The 18,163-nt window shown below is 64.5% G+C and carries 21 protein-coding genes; 10 read left to right on the top strand and 11 right to left on the bottom strand.

The window, feature by feature from the left end:
• Positions 1-47 precede the first annotated feature (47 nt).
• A complete protein-coding gene (locus BKY27_RS10510; RefSeq protein ID WP_071674439.1) occupies positions 48-1,307 on the top strand; it encodes a UbiH/UbiF/VisC/COQ6 family ubiquinone biosynthesis hydroxylase in 1,260 nt (419 codons plus the stop codon).
• A gap of 100 nt (positions 1,308-1,407) precedes the next feature.
• Here BKY27_RS10510 and BKY27_RS10505 read toward each other — a convergent pair whose 3' ends face one another.
• The 4 genes from BKY27_RS10505 to BKY27_RS10490 form a co-directional block, all read right to left on the bottom strand.
• Entirely contained in the window at positions 1,408-1,803 is a 396-nt protein-coding gene (locus tag BKY27_RS10505) for a hypothetical protein (RefSeq protein WP_071674438.1), read from the bottom strand.
• A 67-nt stretch (positions 1,804-1,870) separates the two neighbouring features.
• Positions 1,871-2,053 (bottom strand): Trm112 family protein, encoded by a 183-nt coding sequence (locus tag BKY27_RS10500; protein ID WP_071674437.1) that lies wholly within the window; start codon positions 2,051-2,053, stop codon positions 1,871-1,873.
• Positions 2,050-2,694 (bottom strand): LON peptidase substrate-binding domain-containing protein, encoded by a 645-nt coding sequence (locus tag BKY27_RS10495; RefSeq protein WP_071674436.1) that lies wholly within the window; start codon positions 2,692-2,694, stop codon positions 2,050-2,052. Before BKY27_RS10495 ends, BKY27_RS10500 begins: the two co-directional genes overlap by 4 nt.
• Before the next feature lie 27 nt (positions 2,695-2,721).
• On the bottom strand, positions 2,722-3,648 hold the full coding sequence (locus BKY27_RS10490) for a tetratricopeptide repeat protein (protein ID WP_071674435.1): 927 nt from the start codon (positions 3,646-3,648) through the stop codon (positions 2,722-2,724).
• A gap of 135 nt (positions 3,649-3,783) precedes the next feature.
• Between BKY27_RS10490 and BKY27_RS10485 the strand changes: the two genes are divergently transcribed.
• Positions 3,784-4,422, top strand: coding sequence for an SGNH/GDSL hydrolase family protein (locus BKY27_RS10485; protein ID WP_071674434.1), 639 nt, complete (start codon positions 3,784-3,786; stop codon positions 4,420-4,422).
• Between the two features lie 13 nt (positions 4,423-4,435).
• Here BKY27_RS10485 and BKY27_RS10480 read toward each other — a convergent pair whose 3' ends face one another.
• Both BKY27_RS10480 and BKY27_RS10475 read right to left on the bottom strand, forming a co-directional pair.
• Positions 4,436-5,224, bottom strand: coding sequence for an exodeoxyribonuclease III (locus BKY27_RS10480; RefSeq protein WP_071674433.1), 789 nt, complete (start codon positions 5,222-5,224; stop codon positions 4,436-4,438).
• A gap of 194 nt (positions 5,225-5,418) precedes the next feature.
• The gene (locus BKY27_RS10475) at positions 5,419-6,105 is read right to left on the bottom strand and encodes a response regulator transcription factor (RefSeq protein ID WP_071674432.1); all 687 of its coding nucleotides are present in this window, start codon (positions 6,103-6,105) and stop codon (positions 5,419-5,421) included.
• A 164-nt stretch (positions 6,106-6,269) separates the two neighbouring features.
• On the opposite strand from BKY27_RS10475, the gene ribA reads away from it, so the two are divergent.
• Both ribA and BKY27_RS10465 read left to right on the top strand, forming a co-directional pair.
• On the top strand, positions 6,270-7,358 hold the full coding sequence (gene ribA, locus BKY27_RS10470) for a GTP cyclohydrolase II (protein WP_071674431.1): 1,089 nt from the start codon (positions 6,270-6,272) through the stop codon (positions 7,356-7,358).
• A complete protein-coding gene (locus tag BKY27_RS10465) occupies positions 7,355-7,849 on the top strand; it encodes a L,D-transpeptidase family protein (protein WP_071674430.1) in 495 nt (164 codons plus the stop codon). Before ribA ends, BKY27_RS10465 begins: the two co-directional genes overlap by 4 nt.
• 8 nt (positions 7,850-7,857) lie before the next feature.
• On the opposite strand, the gene BKY27_RS10460 is transcribed toward BKY27_RS10465, so the two are convergent.
• Complete coding sequence (locus BKY27_RS10460; RefSeq protein WP_071674429.1) at positions 7,858-8,511, bottom strand: YggS family pyridoxal phosphate-dependent enzyme; 654 nt, start codon at positions 8,509-8,511, stop codon at positions 7,858-7,860.
• A 75-nt stretch (positions 8,512-8,586) separates the two neighbouring features.
• On the bottom strand, positions 8,587-9,594 hold the full coding sequence (locus BKY27_RS10455) for a porin (protein ID WP_071674428.1): 1,008 nt from the start codon (positions 9,592-9,594) through the stop codon (positions 8,587-8,589).
• A 352-nt stretch (positions 9,595-9,946) separates the two neighbouring features.
• Here BKY27_RS10455 and BKY27_RS10450 point away from each other — a divergent pair, with 352 nt between their 5' ends.
• The 5 genes from BKY27_RS10450 (at position 9,947) to BKY27_RS10430 (ending at position 15,129) form a co-directional block, all read left to right on the top strand.
• Positions 9,947-10,348 (top strand): DUF3576 domain-containing protein, encoded by a 402-nt coding sequence (locus tag BKY27_RS10450; protein ID WP_407668418.1) that lies wholly within the window; start codon positions 9,947-9,949, stop codon positions 10,346-10,348.
• A gap of 84 nt (positions 10,349-10,432) precedes the next feature.
• Complete coding sequence (leuS, locus tag BKY27_RS10445) at positions 10,433-12,970, top strand: leucine--tRNA ligase (protein WP_071674426.1); 2,538 nt, start codon at positions 10,433-10,435, stop codon at positions 12,968-12,970.
• Positions 12,957-13,448 (top strand): LPS assembly lipoprotein LptE, encoded by a 492-nt coding sequence (gene lptE / locus BKY27_RS10440; RefSeq protein WP_071674425.1) that lies wholly within the window; start codon positions 12,957-12,959, stop codon positions 13,446-13,448. The genes leuS and lptE overlap by 14 nt, the downstream gene beginning before the upstream one ends.
• Positions 13,445-14,476 (top strand): DNA polymerase III subunit delta, encoded by a 1,032-nt coding sequence (holA, locus tag BKY27_RS10435; protein WP_071674424.1) that lies wholly within the window; start codon positions 13,445-13,447, stop codon positions 14,474-14,476. Before lptE ends, holA begins: the two co-directional genes overlap by 4 nt.
• A gap of 62 nt (positions 14,477-14,538) precedes the next feature.
• Positions 14,539-15,129, top strand: a complete 591-nt coding sequence (locus tag BKY27_RS10430; protein ID WP_071674423.1) for a glutathione S-transferase family protein — start codon at positions 14,539-14,541, stop codon at positions 15,127-15,129.
• Here the strand turns inward: BKY27_RS10430 and BKY27_RS10425 are convergent.
• On the bottom strand, positions 15,105-16,307 hold the full coding sequence (locus tag BKY27_RS10425) for a TIGR03862 family flavoprotein (protein WP_084667946.1): 1,203 nt from the start codon (positions 16,305-16,307) through the stop codon (positions 15,105-15,107). The two genes, BKY27_RS10430 and BKY27_RS10425, sit on opposite strands and share 25 nt — an antisense overlap.
• Positions 16,308-16,389: 82 nt before the next feature.
• Between BKY27_RS10425 and BKY27_RS10420 the strand changes: the two genes are divergently transcribed.
• Positions 16,390-16,704, top strand: coding sequence for an HNH endonuclease (locus BKY27_RS10420; RefSeq protein ID WP_071674421.1), 315 nt, complete (start codon positions 16,390-16,392; stop codon positions 16,702-16,704).
• Here BKY27_RS10420 and BKY27_RS10415 read toward each other — a convergent pair.
• Complete coding sequence (locus BKY27_RS10415; RefSeq protein WP_071674420.1) at positions 16,701-17,321, bottom strand: enoyl-CoA hydratase/isomerase family protein; 621 nt, start codon at positions 17,319-17,321, stop codon at positions 16,701-16,703. The genes BKY27_RS10420 and BKY27_RS10415 overlap by 4 nt on opposite strands.
• Positions 17,318-18,073 (bottom strand): SDR family oxidoreductase, encoded by a 756-nt coding sequence (locus BKY27_RS10410; protein ID WP_071674419.1) that lies wholly within the window; start codon positions 18,071-18,073, stop codon positions 17,318-17,320. Before BKY27_RS10410 ends, BKY27_RS10415 begins: the two co-directional genes overlap by 4 nt.
• Positions 18,074-18,163: the final 90 nt, after the last annotated feature.

Raw genomic sequence — 18,163 nt, 5'->3', positions numbered from 1 at the left:
TCGCCTCCGCCATTGTGTCGCGGGCCACGCTAGCGGGCCTCTGCCACATGGACAATCCCGGTCGGGTGGCCATATTGCGGGGCATGGCACTCGACTCCGATATCCTGATCGTCGGCGGCGGCTTGAACGGCCCCTGCCTTGCATTGGCCCTGTCCCAGGCGGGGCTGACCAGCACCGTGATTGACGCGCTGCCTGTGGAAACCAGCGACGCAAACACGTTCGACGGACGCTCCTACGCGCTGGCGCTGGCGTCGGCCCGGCTGCTCATGGCCATCGGGGTGTGGGAGGGCGTGAAGACCAACGCGCAACCGATGCTGGACATCAAGGCCAGCGACGGGCGCGCGGGCGAAGGCCCGTCGCCCTTCTTCCTGCATTTCGACCATGCCGAGATCGAAGAAGGCCCGATGGGCTATATGCTGGAAGACCGCTTCCTGCGCCACGCCCTGCTGACCCGGATGAACGCCGATCCCAACGTCACCCACCTGCCTGGCGCAACCGTGGTGGCGCAGGACACGGGCGGCCCGGCCAGCGTGACGCTGGAAGATGGCCGCATGCTGACTGGACAGGTTCTTGTCGGCGCCGATGGCCGACGCAGCGGCACCGGCGCGCGGGCCGGGATCAAGCGGCAAGGCTGGGACTATGGCCAAACCGCGCTTGTCTGCTCGCTTCGCCATGACCAGCCCCACCACGGCATCGCCCATCAGTTCTTCATGCCGCCGGGGCCGCTGGCCATCCTGCCGTTGACGGGCAACCGCTGCTCTATCGTCTGGAGCGAAACCCACGACCGGGCCGCCGAGATCAACGCACTGAGCGATGCCGCCTACCTCGACGTGCTGCGTCCGCGCTTTGGCGATTTCCTGGGCGACATAGCCCTGGAAGGACGGCGCTTTACCTACCCTCTGAACCTGACCATTTCCGAGCGGTTCGTAGATACCCGCCTCGCTCTGGTGGGCGATGCGGCCCACGGCGTTCACCCGATTGCCGGACAGGGCCTGAACCTCGGCCTCCGCGATGTCGGCGCACTGGCAGACGTGCTGGCCGATGCCAAACGCCGGGGCGAAAATATCGGCGCCATCGACGTGTTGGAACGCTACCAGCAATGGCGCCGCTTCGACACCGCAACGCTTGCCGCGTCAACCGACCTGATCAACAAGCTCTTCTCGAACGACAACCCGATTCTTCGGCTCGGGCGCGATCTTGGCATGGGGCTGATCAACGCCGTTCCCGCCGCGCGTCGCAGCTTCATCCGCGAGGCGGCAGGCCTCACCGGCGATCTGCCGCGCCTGTTGCAGGGCAAGCCACTCTAGCCAACCTGTCCCTTCTTCTTGGCAAAAATACTCCGGGGAGCGCGAGGGGCAGCGCCCCTCGCCTTGGTCGACGCGCGCCAGCGCGGCGAAACCGGTCTGGTCAGTGCATCGTGATATCCCGCCCCGCAGCACGGATCGAGACCGAGAACCCGGCCAGTACGTCGATCAGTGCGATCACCATCAACGTAAAGAACAGCGAGGTCGCGGCCCCCGCGACCAGCAGGAACTCGACGAGGTAGGCGACAAAGACAACAGTCGAAAGCAGGTGATCCACGATCGACGCGGTGCCGGTTACGGTGGATTTCATGATTTCAACGAACAGGATGAGCAGGGCCACCAGCACGATCAGATCGCCCACCGTCATTGTCCAGATCCCGCCCGACATCATGTCGAGCGTGAACAGCGAGCGGCCAAAACCGGTATCCCCGAGCAGGCCGAAAACACCAAGGTTGAAGAGGATCAGGGGAATAACCAGAAGCGGAATGCGGGCAATCACGGGAAATTATCCTTCGATGGGAAAACACCCCGCGATCTAGACCGCCCCACCCCGCTTGCGTCAAGCCTCAGTCCAGCTTGCGCGCCTCGTCTTCCAGCATGATCGGAATGCCGTTGCGGATCGGAAAGGCAAGATGCGCCGCCCGCGAGATCAATTCACCCGCCTCGGCGTCATAGCTCAGCGGGGCTTGTGTCACCGGACAAACGAGCGCCTCCAGCATCTTGCGGTCGACCACAGAGGGCTGGCTCATTGGATCACCTCATCGGACGAGCCGCTGCGGCACGCGAATTCCATCAGGGCCGCCAGCGTTTCGCGGCGGTCGGGCAATTCCGGCGCTTCCAGAAGCGCCTGTTTTTCCTCAAGGCTGAACGGGCAGAGCATGGACAGCGAATTGATCAGCAATTCGTCATCGGCCTCTTCAAGGCTTTCCCAATCGGTTTGCAGGTCGGCCGCCACGAAATAGCGCGACAACAGCCTTAGGAAAGCATCCCGGTCAAAATTCACGTCTTCCTCTTCCGGGCCAAGGTCGCGCCCGAAATCGGACCACCGCACATCGGCGCGGCGATAGGGGGAAAACCCCGTCGTTTCCTGCCGGATGCGAAAGCGGGATACCCCGGACAGGGTGACCATGTAACGCCCGTCCTCGGTTTCCGAAAACTGGGTCAACCGGCCCGCACACCCGATTTCATGCAGACGCGACTGGCCCGGCGTGCCGGATTCCAGCGGCTGCACCATACCGATCAGCCGGTGCGGCGTTTTCAGGCAATCGTCAAGCATGGCAAGGTAGCGCGGCTCGAAGATATGCAACGGCAACCGCGCCCGGGGCAAGAGCAGCGCACCGGGCAGCGGAAAGAGCGGGATCGTTTCGGGCAGGTCAGCCAAGGACATCATGCCTCGTTATCTAGGCATTTTGACCGTTTAGGCAAACAGCAACGACGAAAGTTTACGCCGCCCCTTGAGGGCAACGGGGTCATTCGGCTTCAACGCCTCGAAAATCGTGAAGAGCTGGGTCTTGGCCGCGGCCTCGTTCCACTCCCGATCCCGGCGCACGATATCTATCAACTCCTCGACCGCCTCTTCGACATTGCCCGCGGCATGAAGGGCCTGCGCATAGTCGAACCGGGCCTGAAGGTTGCTCGGGTCCGCCTCGACTGCAGCGGCGAGGTCGGTCAGAGGCCCGGCGCTTTCGGCCTGACGGGTCAATTCCAATTGCGCACGCGCGGCGTCGATCTCGGGTGCGGTGGCGATTTCGTCCGGCACATTGGCCAGCATCGCCTCGGCCTGATCGACGGCACCGGTCGCCAGATGGGCGCGAATAAGGCCCCCATAGGCTCCGGCATGGGCGGGCTCTTCGCCAAGGATCGCGGCGAAGGTCTGGGCGGCGTCGGCCGCGGCCCCCTCGGCCAGCATCTGCTCCGCGGCCTCCACCGCTTCGCCAAGGCCACCATCCCCGGCCAGGCCGATCAGCTTGTCGACGAAGGTCTTGATCTCGGATTGCGGCACGGCGCCCTGGAACATGTCCACCGGGCGGCCCTGCCAAAAGGCGACGACCGTGGGAATGGACTGCAACGGCAGGCCCTGCTGCGACAAGGCCTGCGCCAGTCGCTGGTTCGCGTCGACGTCGACCTTGACCATGCGGACCTTGCCCTTGGCCGCGGTCACCGCCGCTTCCAGCATCGGGCCGAGCGTCTTGCACGGGCCGCACCACGTGGCCCAGAAGTCCACGATGATCGGAACCTCCTGGCTGGCCTCGACCACCTCTGCCATGAAGTTTTCTTCGGTGCCGTCCTTGATCAGGTCCCCTGCGGGTGCGGCGCCGGTCTGGTTTCCACCGAGTTCGAGCATGGTTGCCCCCAATGTTTTCTAGTCCCGCCCTATATGGGCCGCATGTGTCAAAAGGGGAAGGGGCCAATCAGGCTTTGACCTTTCCCCAAGCCGGGACATAGCGTTGCAGGAGATGGATTTTCACGAGCGACGCCCATGCCCCAGATGCTTCTGACCTTCGGTGACAGCAACACCCACGGCACCCCCCCGATCGAGACTCCGGGCCTTTACGGTCGCTTCGGGCCGGATATCCGCTGGCCGCAGGTGGCCTTGTCCCATCTGGGCGATGGCTGGCACTTGGCCGAAGAGGGGCTGCCGGGGCGCACGACCGGGCTGGATGACCCGGTGATGGGCGCGCATATGAATGGGCAGACCGGCCTGCGCATCGCGTTGGAAAGCCACGGGCGCATCGACGTGCTGACAATCATGCTGGGCACCAACGACCTGAAAACGCGGTTCTCGCCCTCGGTCGCCAAGATCACGGGCGGCGTCGCAGGGCTGCTGGATATCGCCTTGTCCGAGCCGATGCAGACCCGTCACGAGGGCTTCAAGGTCTTGCTCATCTGCCCGCCGCCGGTGGTGGAAACCGGCCCGATCCGCGATCAGTTCTGGGGGGCCGAGGCCGTGGGTCCGCACCTCGCCGACGCCTACCGCGCCTTGGCCAAATCGCGCGGGGTCGGGTTTCTGGACGCCGGGCAGGTCATCAAGGTCAGCGGTCAGGACGGCATTCATTTCGACCCGGTCGCACACCGCGCCCTTGGCACGGCACTGGCAGTGGCGATCCGGGGGCTGTAGCGTCGGGCCGGATCTAAAGATCGAACGTTGCAAACACCGGCGCGTGGTCTGACGGTTTCTCCCACCCGCGCGCTGCACGCAGGATGCGGCTGTTGTGCCCCGCGTTGGAAATATCCGGCGTCGCCCAGATATGATCCAGCCGCCGCCCCTTGTCGGCTGCGTCCCAGTCCCGTGCGCGGTAGGACCACCAGCTGTAAAGCTGCCCGTCGGGGATGTCCTTGCGGGTGATGTCCACCCATTTTCCCGCCTCCATCACCGTATCGAGGGTCTCGATCTCGACCGGCGTGTGGCTGACCACTTTCAGCAATTGCTTGTGGCTCCAGACATCATCCTCACGCGGGGCGATATTGAGGTCGCCGACCAGAATCGCCTTCTCGGGCGCGTCGAACCTGCCCCAGTCCCGCATGTCGGCAAGGTAATCCAGCTTCTGCCCGAATTTCTCGTTCTTCTCGCGGTCCGGCACATCGCCGCCTGCCGGAACGTAGAAATTGTGGATGGTCACCCCGTTTTCCAGCCGCCCGGCAATGTGGCGGGCATGGCCCAACCCCGCAAAATCGTGGCTTCCCGCCTCTTCCATCGGCAGTTTCGAGAAGATCGCGACGCCGTTATAGCCCTTCTGCCCCCGCGCCACCATGTGGCCGTAGCCAATGGCCTGGAATATCTCGACCGGTATCTTGTCGACCGGGCTTTTGCATTCCTGCAAGCACAGCACATCCGGCGCCTCGTCGCGCATCAGCCGCGCCACCAGTTCGGCCCGCAGCCGGACAGAGTTGATGTTCCAGGTGGCGAGCGTGAAGGGCATTTGCGGGTCTCTCCTGTTATCTCTTGCCCAAGACCTACGGGGCCAGACGTCGCCACGCAATCCGATATCGGGGCAGAGCAAAAAGAGGCCCGATCCAAGGCGGGCCGGGCCAGTTCAACAGGGAGGAAGGGGAGTTACCCCCGTGTCACAACTATCGGTTGCTTTTTCCAATTCGTCAAGATTTAGCGGTTGAGTCACGCCAACAGACGATATCCACCGCTTTCTGTGACCAAAATACGCGCATTTGACGGATCGGGCTCGATTTTCTGCCGCAAGCGGTAGATATGGGTTTCCAGCGTGTGGGTCGTGACCCCGGCGTTATATCCCCAGACCTCGTGCAACAGCACATCGCGAGCCACCACGCCATCTTGCGCCCGGTAAAGGAACTTGAGGATATTGGTTTCCTTTTCGGTCAGCCGGATCTTTTTCATATCCTCGGTTTCCAACATCTTCATCGCTGGCTTGAACGTATAGGGCCCAAGCTGGAACACTGCGTCTTCCGACTGCTCGTGCTGGCGCAACTGCGCGCGAATCCGGGCCAGGAAGACCGGGAACTTGAACGGCTTGGTCACGTAGTCATTCGCGCCCGCGTCCAGGCCCAGAATCGTATCAGCGTCGCTGTCATGGCCGGTCAGCATCAGCACCGGGCATTTCACCCCCTGCTTGCGCATCAGGCGACACAGCTCTCGGCCATCGGTATCGGGCAGGCCGACATCCAGAATCACGAGGTCGTGGATCGACTCCTTGGCCTTTGCCAGACCATCGGCGCCATTGGCGGCTTCGAAGACGTCGAACTCCTCGGTCATGACCAATTGTTCGGCCAGCGCCTCGCGCAGGTCGTCATCATCGTCCACCAGAAGGATTTTCTTGAGATTGGCCATGACGGGATCTCCTTTCTTGTTGCCCTTAGCAGATGTCGCGCCGGGGATGGTCTGACAAGGTAGGCGACAAATACCTCACGCATTGGTGTCGCTGAGCGCGCAAATGTTTCAAATCGCGACAGGTCGGACTAAATGGAGGGAACCCTGCCCGTCTGGACCCAGCCATGCCGCTTTTGCCAACCGCCTCCGAATTTGCCGCCCGCGCCCGCGCCGATCTGCGCGTGGGCCTGCCAGTCGTGCTGGGGGACGGCGGCGCCGGTGTGGCGGTGCTGGCCGCCGAAACCCTGCGTCCCGACCGCCTGGCCGCGATCCGCGCTTTGGGCAAGCCGGTTCTGGCGATCACCGGACGTCGGGCCGAAACGCTGAAGGCGCGGGCCTATGACGGCGACCTTGCCCGAATCTCGTTGCCCGCTGATGCCGATGCTGGTTGGATTCGCGCCGTGGCCGACCCCGCCGACGACTTGCGCGTGCCGATGAAGGGCCCGCTTCTGTCGGACCGCGCGGGCGCAGCCGGCTTGCACCGTTTGGCACTGGCCCTCGTGAAATCGGCGCAATTGCTGCCTGCCGCACTGGTCGTGGACCTTGCCGACGCGCGGGCCTTCGCGGCAGAGCATCATCTGACCGCGCTATCGCCCGAAGCGACGCATGGCGACCTGATCATGCATCACAGCCTGTTGCCCGTGGCGGCTGCCCGCCTGCCGATGGAAGCGTCGGATTCCGGGCGACTGCATATCTTCCGCCCCGACAATGGCGGGACCGAGCACTACGCCATCGAGATCGGCCGCCCCGATCGCTCGGCCCCGGTGCTGGCGCGGTTGCATTCGGCCTGTTTTACCGGTGACGTCCTCGGGTCGCTCAAATGCGATTGCGGCCCGCAACTGCGTACCGCACTGGCCGAGATGGGCAGCGCCGGGGCGGGCATTCTGCTCTACCTCAATCAGGAAGGGCGCGGCATCGGCCTTGCCAACAAGATGCGTGCCTATTCCCTGCAAGATCAGGGGTTTGACACGGTGGAGGCGAACCATCGACTTGGCTTCGAGGATGATGAGCGAGACTTCCGACTTGGGGCAGACATCTTGCGCCGCATGGGCTTTGACTCCGTGCGCTTGATGACGAACAACCCCCGCAAGGTGGCGATGATGCAGGCCGAGGGCGTGACCGTGGCCGAACGCGTGCCGCTGATCACGCCAACCAATCGCCACAACGCCCATTACCTGAGCGTGAAGGCGGAAAAGTCGGGGCACCTGCTGTGACACCGCGCGACATGGTCCTGACACCGATGGGGCTGCGGGTGATGGGCCGGATCATACCCTGTTCCATCGGCAAGGGCGGCATCCGCACCGCGAAGCGAGAGGGCGACGGCGCCACCCCGCGCGGCAACCACGGGATCGTGGGGTGCCTCTACCGCCCCGACCGCATGGCAAGGCCGGTTCCCTGGGCCGTGCCCATTGGCCCGGGCGACCTCTGGTCAGACGATTCGTCCTGCCCCGACTACAACAAGATGGTGCGCGTGCCTTATACAGGCACCCACGAGCGCCTGTCCCGCGCCGACTGTCTCTATGATCTGGTGCTGCTCACCGATTGGAACTGGCCGATTGCCCACCCCGGCCATGGGTCTGCGATCTTCCTGCACCGCTGGCGCAAACCCGGCCACCCGACCGAGGGATGCATCGCCATGGCGCCCGAACACCTTCTCTGGCTGGCTCGACACCTGCGCCTGGGTGCCAGGCTGATCGTGCGCTGAAGCGTGCCCTACGGCGTGACCCGCTCGCCAAAAATCGCAGACCCTACGCGCACATAGGTCGCCCCGAGCGCCACGGCGGCCTCGAAATCCGCACTCATGCCCATCGACAGTTCTTTCAGCCCATTGCGTTCCGCGATCTTGGCGAGCAGCGCGAAATGCAACGACGGTTCTTCTTCGACCGGCGGAATGCACATCAGCCCGGTGACCGGCAGGTCCATCGCCCGCGCATCAGCGACGAAGGCGTCGGCCTCGGCGGGCAGGACACCGGCCTTTTGCGGCTCTTCGCCCGTGTTCACCTGGATCATCAAATCGGGGCACTGCCCCATCTCTTGTGCCAGCCGCGCAACGGCCTTGGCGAGCTTCGGTCGATCGAGCGTGTGAATCGCATCGAACAACTCCATCGCCTGTCGCGCCTTGTTGGACTGCAACGGGCCAATCAGGTGAAGGTCAACGCCGTCATATCGCGCGCGAAAATCCGGCCACTTCCCGGCGGCCTCTTGCACGCGGTTTTCCCCGAACAGGCGGTGACCCTCGTTCAGCACCGCTTCCACCCGGTCCAGCGGCTGCACCTTGGACACGGCAATCAAACGCACGGACCCCGGCGCCCGGCCTGCCGCGGTTTCGGCCTTCGCGATGGCCTTGGTGATGTCGGATAGTGCCATGGAAAGAACCCCTCTGCCCAAAAAGAAAAGAGCGGGCAAATGCCCGCTCTTCCCTTACCAAATAATCCGTTAGGATTAGAAGGACATGGACACACCGAAGGACCATTCCGACACGTTGGTCGAGACGGCGCCGATGTTGACTTCCGAGTAGCCGTAGCCGAGCAGCAGCGAAGCGCCGCCACCGAGGTCGTAGCCAGCGGAGAAGCCGATACCGTTACGGTCGTTGGCGGCAACGCCACCCAGGTTGTCGTAGACACCGTAGTTCAGGCCGAACGAGATGGCGTCCATCGAGTAACCAACACCGATTGCGACGTGCGACTGGTCGTCAACCCAAGCGTCGTTCTGCATGACGCTGTAGTTCAGGCCGACATTCAGACCGGAGATGGTGGTGTCGAGGCTGATACCGGTGACGGAGGAGTCAACGTTAGCTGCGGTCGAGGTCTGCTGGTGACCAATGGCGATTTCCATGTCGGAGCCGCCGAGGTTCAGGTTGTAACGCAGACCGATGCCGATGACCGGGTCGCCCTGAGCTGCACCGGTGGTGTCGTCGATTTCAGCCGACACTGCGATGCCGAAAGCACCGAAGGTGTTGTCGTAGCGCAGGATCTGGCCGTCATAGGTGCCGTCGAGACCAGCGTTGCCGTTGAAGCCGGCGTGCGAGGTTTCGTCGTCCTGAAGCGAGCCGGGGCCGCCGGGAACTTCGTTCATCGCCCAGTCGAAGGCGCCATCGGTGTCACCCATGGTGACGGTGCCGAAGTTGCCGGACAGGAAGATGGTTTCACCGCCCTGGGTGTTGGCTGCGAAAGCGGCGGATGCGCCAACAGCGCCAGCACCGTCGGATTCGTCGAGGTCGACCGACGCGCCGAAGGTCAGGCCGTTGTCGGTGGTGCCGGACATGGTGAAGGTCACGTCAATGTCGGTGTGGAACTGGGTGTTGCGCGCAGTGACAACACCGGTACCGAAGTTGATCATGTCGCCGCCGTAGATGCCCATTTCAGCGGAACCGGACAGGGTCACGCCCTGTGCGGAGGCAACGCCTGCGGTCGCGATCAGCGCGGTCGTGGCGAAGAGAACCTTTTTCATGGTTTTTCCCTCGTTAGATAAAAGCTCCCCAACCGGGGAATCCGCGTTGGGTATGCCCCTCTACTCTTCTTTCGGGCCTCCAATTGCAAGAAACGGGGCACCGGCATCCGCATCTTGCGTGCCCTATGGTGCAGACATGCCACACCCCACCTGAACGCTGCACGACTCAATACCCTTGCCGCGCTATTGGGCCTGCGATACCAAGGGCCGAGCGGCCGCAGGGCCGAAGACCGCGAAAGAGGGGCGAGGGCGCAAGATGATCGGACGTATCGGCAAAGTCACGGTAGTGGTGCTGGCGCTGGCGGCCCTTGCTGGTTGCAGCAGGTTGGGCGGCGGCGCGCTGGACAATGAAATGTCCCCTGAAACCCGCGCCCAACTGATCGCAAACGGCGCTATCGCCGATCCCAACCGCAGCACGCTGCTTGACCTGTTTACAAACGCCGACGATCCCAACGTGACGGTCGAGGTCAACCGCTACCTGTGGAACGCCACGCTGGAAATCCTCGACTTCATGCCGATCGACGCAGCCGACCCGTTTTCGGGTGTCATCGTCTATGGCTACGGCACCCCGCCCGGCGGCGGGCGCGCCTATCGCGCCACGGTTTATATCACCGATCCCGCGCTCGACGCCCGCAGCCTGCGGGTGGCGTTGCAGTCGCGCGGCGGCCCGGTCAGCCGCGACACCTCGCGCGCGGTTGAAGACGCGATCCTGACCCGCGCCCGTCAACTACGCATTCGTGACGGTGACCTCTAGATTCTGCCCGCACAGACTCTTAAACACACGCCGGGCCCACGCGCCCGGCGTTTTCGTATGACAAGACACTCCTAAGGACTGCAAATGGCCCGATTTGACCCCGGTGTGACCGAACCGAAATGGCAAACCGCGTGGGACGAGGCCGGCACCTTCACCGCCACCCGCGATGAGAGCCGCCCGAAATACTACGTGCTCGAGATGTTCCCCTACCCCTCGGGCCGCATCCACATGGGCCATGTGCGCAACTACACGATGGGCGACGTGGTAGCGCGCTACAAGATTGCCACCGGCCACAACGTGCTGCATCCAATGGGCTGGGACGCCTTCGGAATGCCCGCCGAAAACGCTGCCATGGCCATTGGCGGCCACCCCAAGGACTGGACCTACGGCAACATCGCCACGATGAAAGAGCAGATGAAACCGCTCGGACTGTCGATCGACTGGTCGCGCGAATTTGCCACCTGTGACCCGGACTATTACGGCCAGCAGCAGGCGCTGTTTCTCGATTTCCTCGAAAAGGGCCTCGTCTACCGCAAGAACGCCGTGGTCAACTGGGACCCGGTCGACATGACCGTGCTGGCCAACGAGCAGGTGGAAAACGGCCGTGGCTGGCGCTCGGGCGCGCTGGTGGAACGGCGCGAGCTGACCCAGTGGTTCTTCAAGATCTCCGACTTCTCGGAAGAGCTGCTGGACGCGCTCGATACACTGGAAGACTGGCCCGCCAAGGTGCGGCTGATGCAGGAAAACTGGATCGGCAGGTCGCGCGGGCTGCAATTCAGCTTTGACCGCACGGACGCGGGCGACCCGATTACCGTCTATACCACGCGGCCCGATACGCTGTTGGGTGCCAGCTTCGTCGGCATTTCCCCGGACCACCCGATCGCCAAGGCGATGGAGGCCGACAGCACCGAGCTTGCCGCCTTCCTGAAAGAGGCGCGCAAGGGCGGCACCACGGAAGAGGCGATCGAGACCGCCGAGAAACTGGGCTACGACACCGGCATTCGTGTGCGGCACCCGCTGAACCCCGACTGGGAACTGCCGGTCTGGATCGCCAATTTCATCCTGATGGACTACGGCACAGGGGCCATCTTCGGCTGTCCGGCGCATGACCAGCGAGACCTTGATTTCTGCCGCAAGTATGACCTGCCGGTGATCGACACCTTCTTTGGGCTCGACGACCAAACACCGGTCAAAACCGAGGCATTCGTGCCGCCGAAGACCGAAAAAGTGAAATGGATCAACCACTTCGCCGGTCTTGATGTGGCCACGGGGCAACAGGCCATCGACGCCACCATCGACTTTGCCGAAAAACAGGGTTGGGGTCAGGGCGTCACCAAGTTCCGCCTGCGCGACTGGGGCCTGTCCCGTCAGCGTTACTGGGGCTGCCCGATTCCCGTTGTCCATTGTGACGCCTGCGGCGTGGTGCCCGAGAAGAAGGAAAACCTGCCGATCCGCCTGCCCGATGATGTCAGCTTTGACAAGCCCGGCAACCCGCTGGATCGCCACCCGACATGGCGCGACTGTTCCTGCCCGGCCTGCGGGGCGCCCGCCCGGCGCGAAACCGACACGATGGATACCTTCGTCGATTCGTCGTGGTATTTCGCCCGGTTCACCGCGCCGCGCGCCGAAACCCCGACCGACATGGCCGAGGCGGATTACTGGATGAACGTCGACCAGTATATCGGCGGCATCGAGCACGCGATTCTGCATTTGCTCTATTCCCGCTTCTTTGCCCGCGCGATGCACATCTGCGGCCACCTGCCCGAGAAGTCGAAAGAGCCGTTCAACGCGCTGTTTACGCAAGGCATGGTGACACACGAAATCTACCAGACCCGCGACGCCAATGACCGCCCGGTCTATCACCTGCCCGAAGACGTGGAAGACGGCAAACTCGCCGCCACCGGCGAGGCGGTCGAGATCATCCCCTCGGCCAAGATGTCGAAGTCCAAGAAGAACGTCGTCGATCCGGTCAACATCATCTCGTCCTACGGCGCCGACACCGCGCGTTGGTTCGTGCTGTCCGATTCCCCGCCCGAACGCGACGTGGAATGGACAGCCGCCGGGGCCGACGCGGCCTTCAAGCACCTCGGCCGTGTCTGGCGCATCGCCGAAGAGGTCGCGGCAGCCCAAGACGCCCCGACCGGAGAGGATGAGGCCCTGCTGCGCGAGATGCACAAGGCGATCCGAGACGTGACGCTCGGGGTGGAAAGCTTCGGCTTCAACGCCGCCATCGCCAAGCTCTATGCCTTCACCAACGCGCTGGCCAAATCCAAGGCGGGGGCCGAGGCCAAGCGCCAGGCAACCAAGACCTTGGCACAGCTCATGTCACCGATGACACCGCACCTGTCTGAAGACATCTGGGCGCTTCTGGGCGGCGAGGGTCTGGTGGCCGAGGCTGCGTGGCCGCAGGCCGACGAAGCGATGCTGGTGGAAAACACCGTCACGCTGCCGATCCAGATCAACGGCAAGCGACGCTCGGAAATCACCGTGGCCAAGGATCTGGCCAAGGAAGAGGTTGAAAAGATCGCGCTGGCAGACGACGCTGTGGTCAAGGCCCTCGACGGGGGCCAGCCGAAAAAGCTGATCGTTGTGCCGGGCCGTATCGTCAATGTCGTCATCTGACCGCCGCCATTTCCTGACCCTTCTGGCCGTGGCCCCGCTTGCGGGCTGCGGCTTTGCCCCGGTCTATGCGCCGGGCGGAACGGGGCAGGCACTGCGCGGGCAGGTTCTGGTCGCGGCCCCCGACACGCGGCTCGGGTTTCAACTGGTGTCCCGGCTGGAGGATCGGCTGGGGCGCGGCGATGCGGCGGCCTACCGGCTGAACTACCAGATCAACACCTCTGAATCCGACCTCGCCATCACCGGCACCAACGACATCACCCGGATCAATATCCACGGCAGCGTGTCCTTCACACTGGTCGAGACCGCGACCGACGCACAGCTTCTGGCCGATACGGTGGCGACCTTCACGGCCTATTCCACCACTTCGACCGCCGTTGCCACCGCCGCCGCGCGCCGCGATGCCGAAGACCGTCTGATGCGCGCGCTGGCCGACCAGATAATGTCGCGGCTTCTGGCTTCCTCCGCGCGCTGGTCATGAAGCTCAACGCCCGCGACTCGTCCGCCTATTTCGCCAATCCCGATTCCTCGGCAGCCGGGCTGTTGATCTTTGGCGCCGATGCGATGCGGGTCGCCATCCGGCGGCAGGACGTGATCGCCAAACTGCTCGGCCCCGGCGCGGAAGAGGAAATGCGCCTCACCCGGATTCCGGCGGGCGAGTTGCGCAGCGAAAAGACCCTGCTGCTCGATGCAATCAAATCCGTGGGCTTCTTCCCCGGCCCGCGCGTGGCCTTTGTCGAGGATGCAGCCGATGGCCTTGCGCCCGTCATCGCCGGGGCGCTGGCGGACTGGCAGCCGGGCGACGCACAGGTGATCGTCACCGCGCCCCGGCAACTGGCCGCGAAATCGGCGCTGCGCAAGCTCTTCGAGGGGCACAAGCGGGCCTACGCCATTGGCATCTACGACAACCCGCCGACCCGCGCCGAGATCGAGGAAACACTGGCCAAATCCGGCGTCACCCAGATCGACCGCGATGCCTCGGCCCACCTGACCACGCTGGCAACGCAGCTCGACCCTGGCGATTTCCGGCAGACTGTCGAGAAACTGGCGCTCTACAAGCTGAGCGACCCCGCCCCGGTCACGGTCGCGGATGTCGCCGCCTGTTCCCCGTCCACGATCGAGGCAGGCATTGACGACATCGTCAACGCCGCGGCCGAGGGGCGCATCGCCGAAATCGGCCCCTTGATGCAAAAGCTCGCGGGCCAGGGGGTCGCCCCGGTGACGCTGGCCATCATGGCGCTGCGCCATTTCCGCACGCTTTATACGGCGGCGATCCATCCCAACGGCGCCTCCGCCGGCGTCGGCGCGCTGCGCCCGCCCGTCTTCGGCCCGCGCCGCGATCGACTGGCCCGGCAGGCGGGCAGTTGGGGGGCCTCGCGTCTGGAACAGGCGTTGCAGGCGCTGGTCGAGGCTGACCTGACCCTGCGGTCCAGCCAGCAGGCTCCGCAGGTGGCGCTGTTGGAGCGGGTGCTGATCCGTCTCGCCACGGCAGCCAGCCGGATGCGCTGAACGCACTGGACGGCCCCCGCGCCGCGTGCCAGCCTGTGCCCGCCAACAGAAGGATCCGGCGCATGTACAAAGTCATCGGCAACACCCAGACCCGCACCTTTCGCGTGCTGTGGGCACTGGAAGAGCTTGGCCTCGCCTACGACCATGTAAAGGCCCCCCCGCGCGATCCGGCGGTGGTTGCGGTTAATCCTGCCGGCAAGGTGCCGGTGCTGGTAGCAGCCGGGGTGCCGATCACCGATTCCGTGGCAATCATGACCTTTCTGGCTGACAAGCATGGCAGCCTGACCTTTCCCGCAGGCACCGTCGACCGCGCCCACCAGGATTCGCTGACCCAATTCGTGCATGAAGAATTCGATCAGCTTTTGTGGATGGCCGCGCGCCACAGCTTCATCCTGCCCGAAGAGCATCGCGTTCCTGCGGTCAAGGACAGCCTGAAATGGGAATTCGAGGGCAGCCAGAAACGCCTGATGCACCGCATGTCCGAAACCGGCCCCTTCCTGATGGGCGAGACAATGACCATTGCCGATCTGCTGCTTGCCCATTGCCTGCGATGGGCGGTGGCCGCCAAGTTCCCGATCATCGAGGATCGCCTGCACGACTTCGGCGCGATGATGTTCGACCGCCCGGCCTATGGACGTGCGACAGGGGCCTGAAGCGGGGCCTGATCCTCGGCCTTTGCCCACCGGGTGGCATGCTCTGCGGCCCAACGGCCCGTGGCAAAACAAGCCGTCAGCAGGTAGCCGCCGGTCGGGGCCTCCCAATCCAACATTTCGCCCGCCACGAACACACCTGGTCGGACGCGCAGCATCAGACCCGTATCCACGGCGGCGCGCGTCACACCACCGGCGGTAGAAATCGCCTCGTCCAGAGGCCGGGGACCGACGACGGGCAACGTCAGCGCCTTCAGCCGTTCGCCCAACGCCGCGCCTGACGGCAGGGGGCGGGCGACTTCGTTAACCAGCGCTGCGCGCACGCCGTCCAGCCCGACGGTCTTGCGCAGATGGTTGGCGAGGCTCGCCTTGCCACGCGGGCGCGACAGGCGGCTGGTCAGGTCCGCGACGCTCAAATCGGGGAACAGATCCAGCCGCAGTGACGCGCCCTCTCGCAATTCGCGGTAAAGCGCATAGATCCCGCCGCCTTCCACGCCCTGTTCCGACACCACGAATTCCGCCCGCACCTGCCGGTCGCCTGCCGACAGCGCACATCCCTTGACTGGCCCGCCGAAATGCTTGGCCATATGCGGCGACCAATCCACGCGAAAGCCCATGTTCGCAGGCGAGATCGGGGCAACCTCCACCCCCTCGGCCTGTAGCCAAGGCATCCACGCCGAATCAGACCCCAGCCGCGCCCAGGAGCCGCCGCCAAGGGCCAGAACCGTCACCTTTGGCGCCAGCACCTGCGGGCCGTCCGGGGTTTGAAACCGCAGGCCGCTGCCGTCGAACCCCAGCCAACGCCAGCGCAGCCGCATGTCGGCCCGCGTGCGGCCCAACCAAGCCCGCAACAGTGGCGAGGCCTTCATCGCCTCGGGGAAGACCCGCCCTGATGAGCCTGTGAAAACCGGCTGGCCAAGCACCTCGGCCCACGCCGTGACCTCCTGCGGTCCGAACGCCTCCAGCATCGGGCGCAGCCACTCCGCAGCTTCGCGATATTCCGCAAGGAACGCCTCGAATGGCTCGTCCTTTGTCAGGTTCAGGCCGGATTTGCCCGCCATCAACAGTTTGCGCGCGGCAGAGGGTTTGGCCTCGGCCACCACGACCGACCGCCCCGCTTTGGCCAGCACCTCGGCGGCCATCAGCCCGGCAGGCCCGGCCCCAACCACCAATGCGTCGATCTCTTCGGCTGACATCCGGCCCTTGCCCCTTGGTTCTTTCGCACCATCCTAAGCGGCAGCGGCCCCCATCACCACAGGCGACATGGACCATAGCTTTCCCATTTGCCCGCTCTGCGGACGCCCGATCCCGCCACAGGCCAGGCAGAGCCTGCACCACCTGATTCCCCGCCTTCGCGGCGGCAAGGGCGGGCCAACGGTGCTGCTGCACCAGATCTGCCACAACGAGATTCACGCCACCTTGTCAGAGGCCGAGCTGGCGCGGGTCTACAACACGGTCGAGGCCTTGCAGGCCCACCCTCGGCTGGCCAGGTTCATCGCATGGGTCCGCAAGCGGCCAGACGATTTCCATTCCAAGACGCCAGGTGCACGGCGCGGCAGAACGCGCCGACGGGGCTAGACGCAAAGCGCCTTGATCCCGCGCAGCACCTCTGGCGTGCCCTCCAGCGACGCCTTGGCCAGATCGCGGGCGGTCTCCATCAGCGCATCCGGCGCCACCAGCCGATCGACCAACCCCCACGCCAGGGCCTCCTCTGCCATGACCTTCTGCGCGCCAAGCAGGATCATCTTGGTGCGCGCCGGGCCGATCAGCGCCGCCATGCGCGCCGGATCAGAGGGTTGCGGCAGATAGCCGAGCGTGGCCACGGGGTAGAAGAACTTGGCCCCCGGCACCGCAAGGCGAATATCGCAGGCCAGCGCCATTCCCGTGGCACCGCCCGCCAGCGTGCCGTTGAGCGCCGCGATGGTCAGGCAGGGCAGCGCCGCGATGGCCCCCGAAAGGCGTTCCCACAGGTCCGAGGTCGCAAGCCCCGCCTTGGCGGCTTCAAGATCCGCACCGGCGGAAAACACCCGGTTGCCCGCACCGGTCAGCACCAGCGCGCGCAGGCTGTCGTCCTTGGCGGCGGCCTCGGCCATCTCGCACAGGTCGCGCAGCATCGCTTCGGTCAGGGAATTGGCCTTGTCCGGGCGGTTCAGCGTGACGGTCCACAAACCGCCCGCCCGTTCCAGACCGATCACGCAGTCACTCCGATCCGGCGGCGAATATCTTCGTCCCGCAGCGAAATTTCCTCGCCAAGGTATTCGTCCGCATCCTCCGAGCACATCCACAACAGGCAGTGCGCGGGCCAGTCGGCGGGAATGTGGTCGGACCAGTCCAGCGCGCTGACCGGGTTGATCCCGCTGGCCTTGATCTCGCGCTGCATCTGGGTGGCCACCGTCCCCGGCGACAGGCCCATGGCGCGAATCCCCTGATCGGCCCCTTCGACATGGGCGCATTTCGTCATCATCGCCGCACCGGCCTTGGAGGCGCAATAATGGCTCCACCCTTCCAGCGCGTTATGCGCCGCGCCGGAACTGATGGTCAGGATAGACCCGCCCCCCTTGGCCACCATGATCGGCATCGCCGCGCGCATCCCGTTGAAGACGCCCTTGAGGTTGATGTCGATGGCGTCGCTCCAGCCCTCGGGGTCAGCCTCCATCAGGGGGGCAATCGGTTCGATCACGCCCGCGTTGTTGATCAGGATATCCAGCCCGCCGAGGTTTTCGACACAGGCGTTGACGGCCGCCTCCACCTCCCAGAAGCGTCTGACATCGCAGGGAATGGCCAGCGCCGCAGGGCCGATCTCTCCCGCGATTTCAGCGATTCGATCCCGCGACCGTGCCAGCAAACAGACCTTCGCGCCTTCTTGTGCGAACAGCCTCGCCGTCGCTTCGCCGATCCCCCGGCTTGCCCCTGTGATCATGACAACCTTGCCATCCAACTTGCCCATTGCGCAGACTCCCGCCTAGAATTTCAATTGTCTCAAGGCCATACTGGACGAGCCTTGACGCCCGCCCTTTCGAGGCGGAACATTCAGCTC

This window comes from Nioella nitratireducens, from assembly GCF_001879715.1.
Classification (GTDB): Bacteria; Pseudomonadota; Alphaproteobacteria; order Rhodobacterales; family Rhodobacteraceae; genus Nioella; species Nioella nitratireducens.
Note: the sequence above shows the minus strand (reverse complement) of the source record. Positions and strands in the feature narration are given on the sequence as shown.

Bases quoted from the DNA above. Each gene is read 5' to 3' on its own strand.
- BKY27_RS10410 (WP_071674419.1), bottom strand. From the start codon at position 18,073: ATGGGCAAGTTGGATGGCAAGGTTGTCATGATCACAGGGGCAAGCCGG.
- BKY27_RS10480 (WP_071674433.1), bottom strand. From the start codon at position 5,224: ATGCCCTTCACGCTCGCCACCTGGAACATCAACTCTGTCCGGCTGCGG.
- holA (WP_071674424.1), top strand. From the start codon at position 13,445: ATGAAGCTCAACGCCCGCGACTCGTCCGCCTATTTCGCCAATCCCGAT.
- BKY27_RS10485 (WP_071674434.1), top strand. From the start codon at position 3,784: ATGCCCCAGATGCTTCTGACCTTCGGTGACAGCAACACCCACGGCACC.
- ribA (WP_071674431.1), top strand. From the start codon at position 6,270: ATGCCGCTTTTGCCAACCGCCTCCGAATTTGCCGCCCGCGCCCGCGCC.
- BKY27_RS10490 (WP_071674435.1), bottom strand. From the start codon at position 3,648: ATGCTCGAACTCGGTGGAAACCAGACCGGCGCCGCACCCGCAGGGGAC.
- BKY27_RS10420 (WP_071674421.1), top strand. From the start codon at position 16,390: ATGGACCATAGCTTTCCCATTTGCCCGCTCTGCGGACGCCCGATCCCG.
- lptE (WP_071674425.1), top strand. From the start codon at position 12,957: ATGTCGTCATCTGACCGCCGCCATTTCCTGACCCTTCTGGCCGTGGCC.
- BKY27_RS10500 (WP_071674437.1), bottom strand. From the start codon at position 2,053: ATGAGCCAGCCCTCTGTGGTCGACCGCAAGATGCTGGAGGCGCTCGTT.
- BKY27_RS10510 (WP_071674439.1), top strand. From the start codon at position 48: ATGGACAATCCCGGTCGGGTGGCCATATTGCGGGGCATGGCACTCGAC.
- BKY27_RS10475 (WP_071674432.1), bottom strand. From the start codon at position 6,105: ATGGCCAATCTCAAGAAAATCCTTCTGGTGGACGATGATGACGACCTG.
- BKY27_RS10455 (WP_071674428.1), bottom strand. From the start codon at position 9,594: ATGAAAAAGGTTCTCTTCGCCACGACCGCGCTGATCGCGACCGCAGGC.
- BKY27_RS10460 (WP_071674429.1), bottom strand. From the start codon at position 8,511: ATGGCACTATCCGACATCACCAAGGCCATCGCGAAGGCCGAAACCGCG.
- BKY27_RS10450 (WP_407668418.1), top strand. From the start codon at position 9,947: ATGTCCCCTGAAACCCGCGCCCAACTGATCGCAAACGGCGCTATCGCC.
- leuS (WP_071674426.1), top strand. From the start codon at position 10,433: ATGGCCCGATTTGACCCCGGTGTGACCGAACCGAAATGGCAAACCGCG.
- BKY27_RS10495 (WP_071674436.1), bottom strand. From the start codon at position 2,694: ATGATGTCCTTGGCTGACCTGCCCGAAACGATCCCGCTCTTTCCGCTG.
- BKY27_RS10430 (WP_071674423.1), top strand. From the start codon at position 14,539: ATGTACAAAGTCATCGGCAACACCCAGACCCGCACCTTTCGCGTGCTG.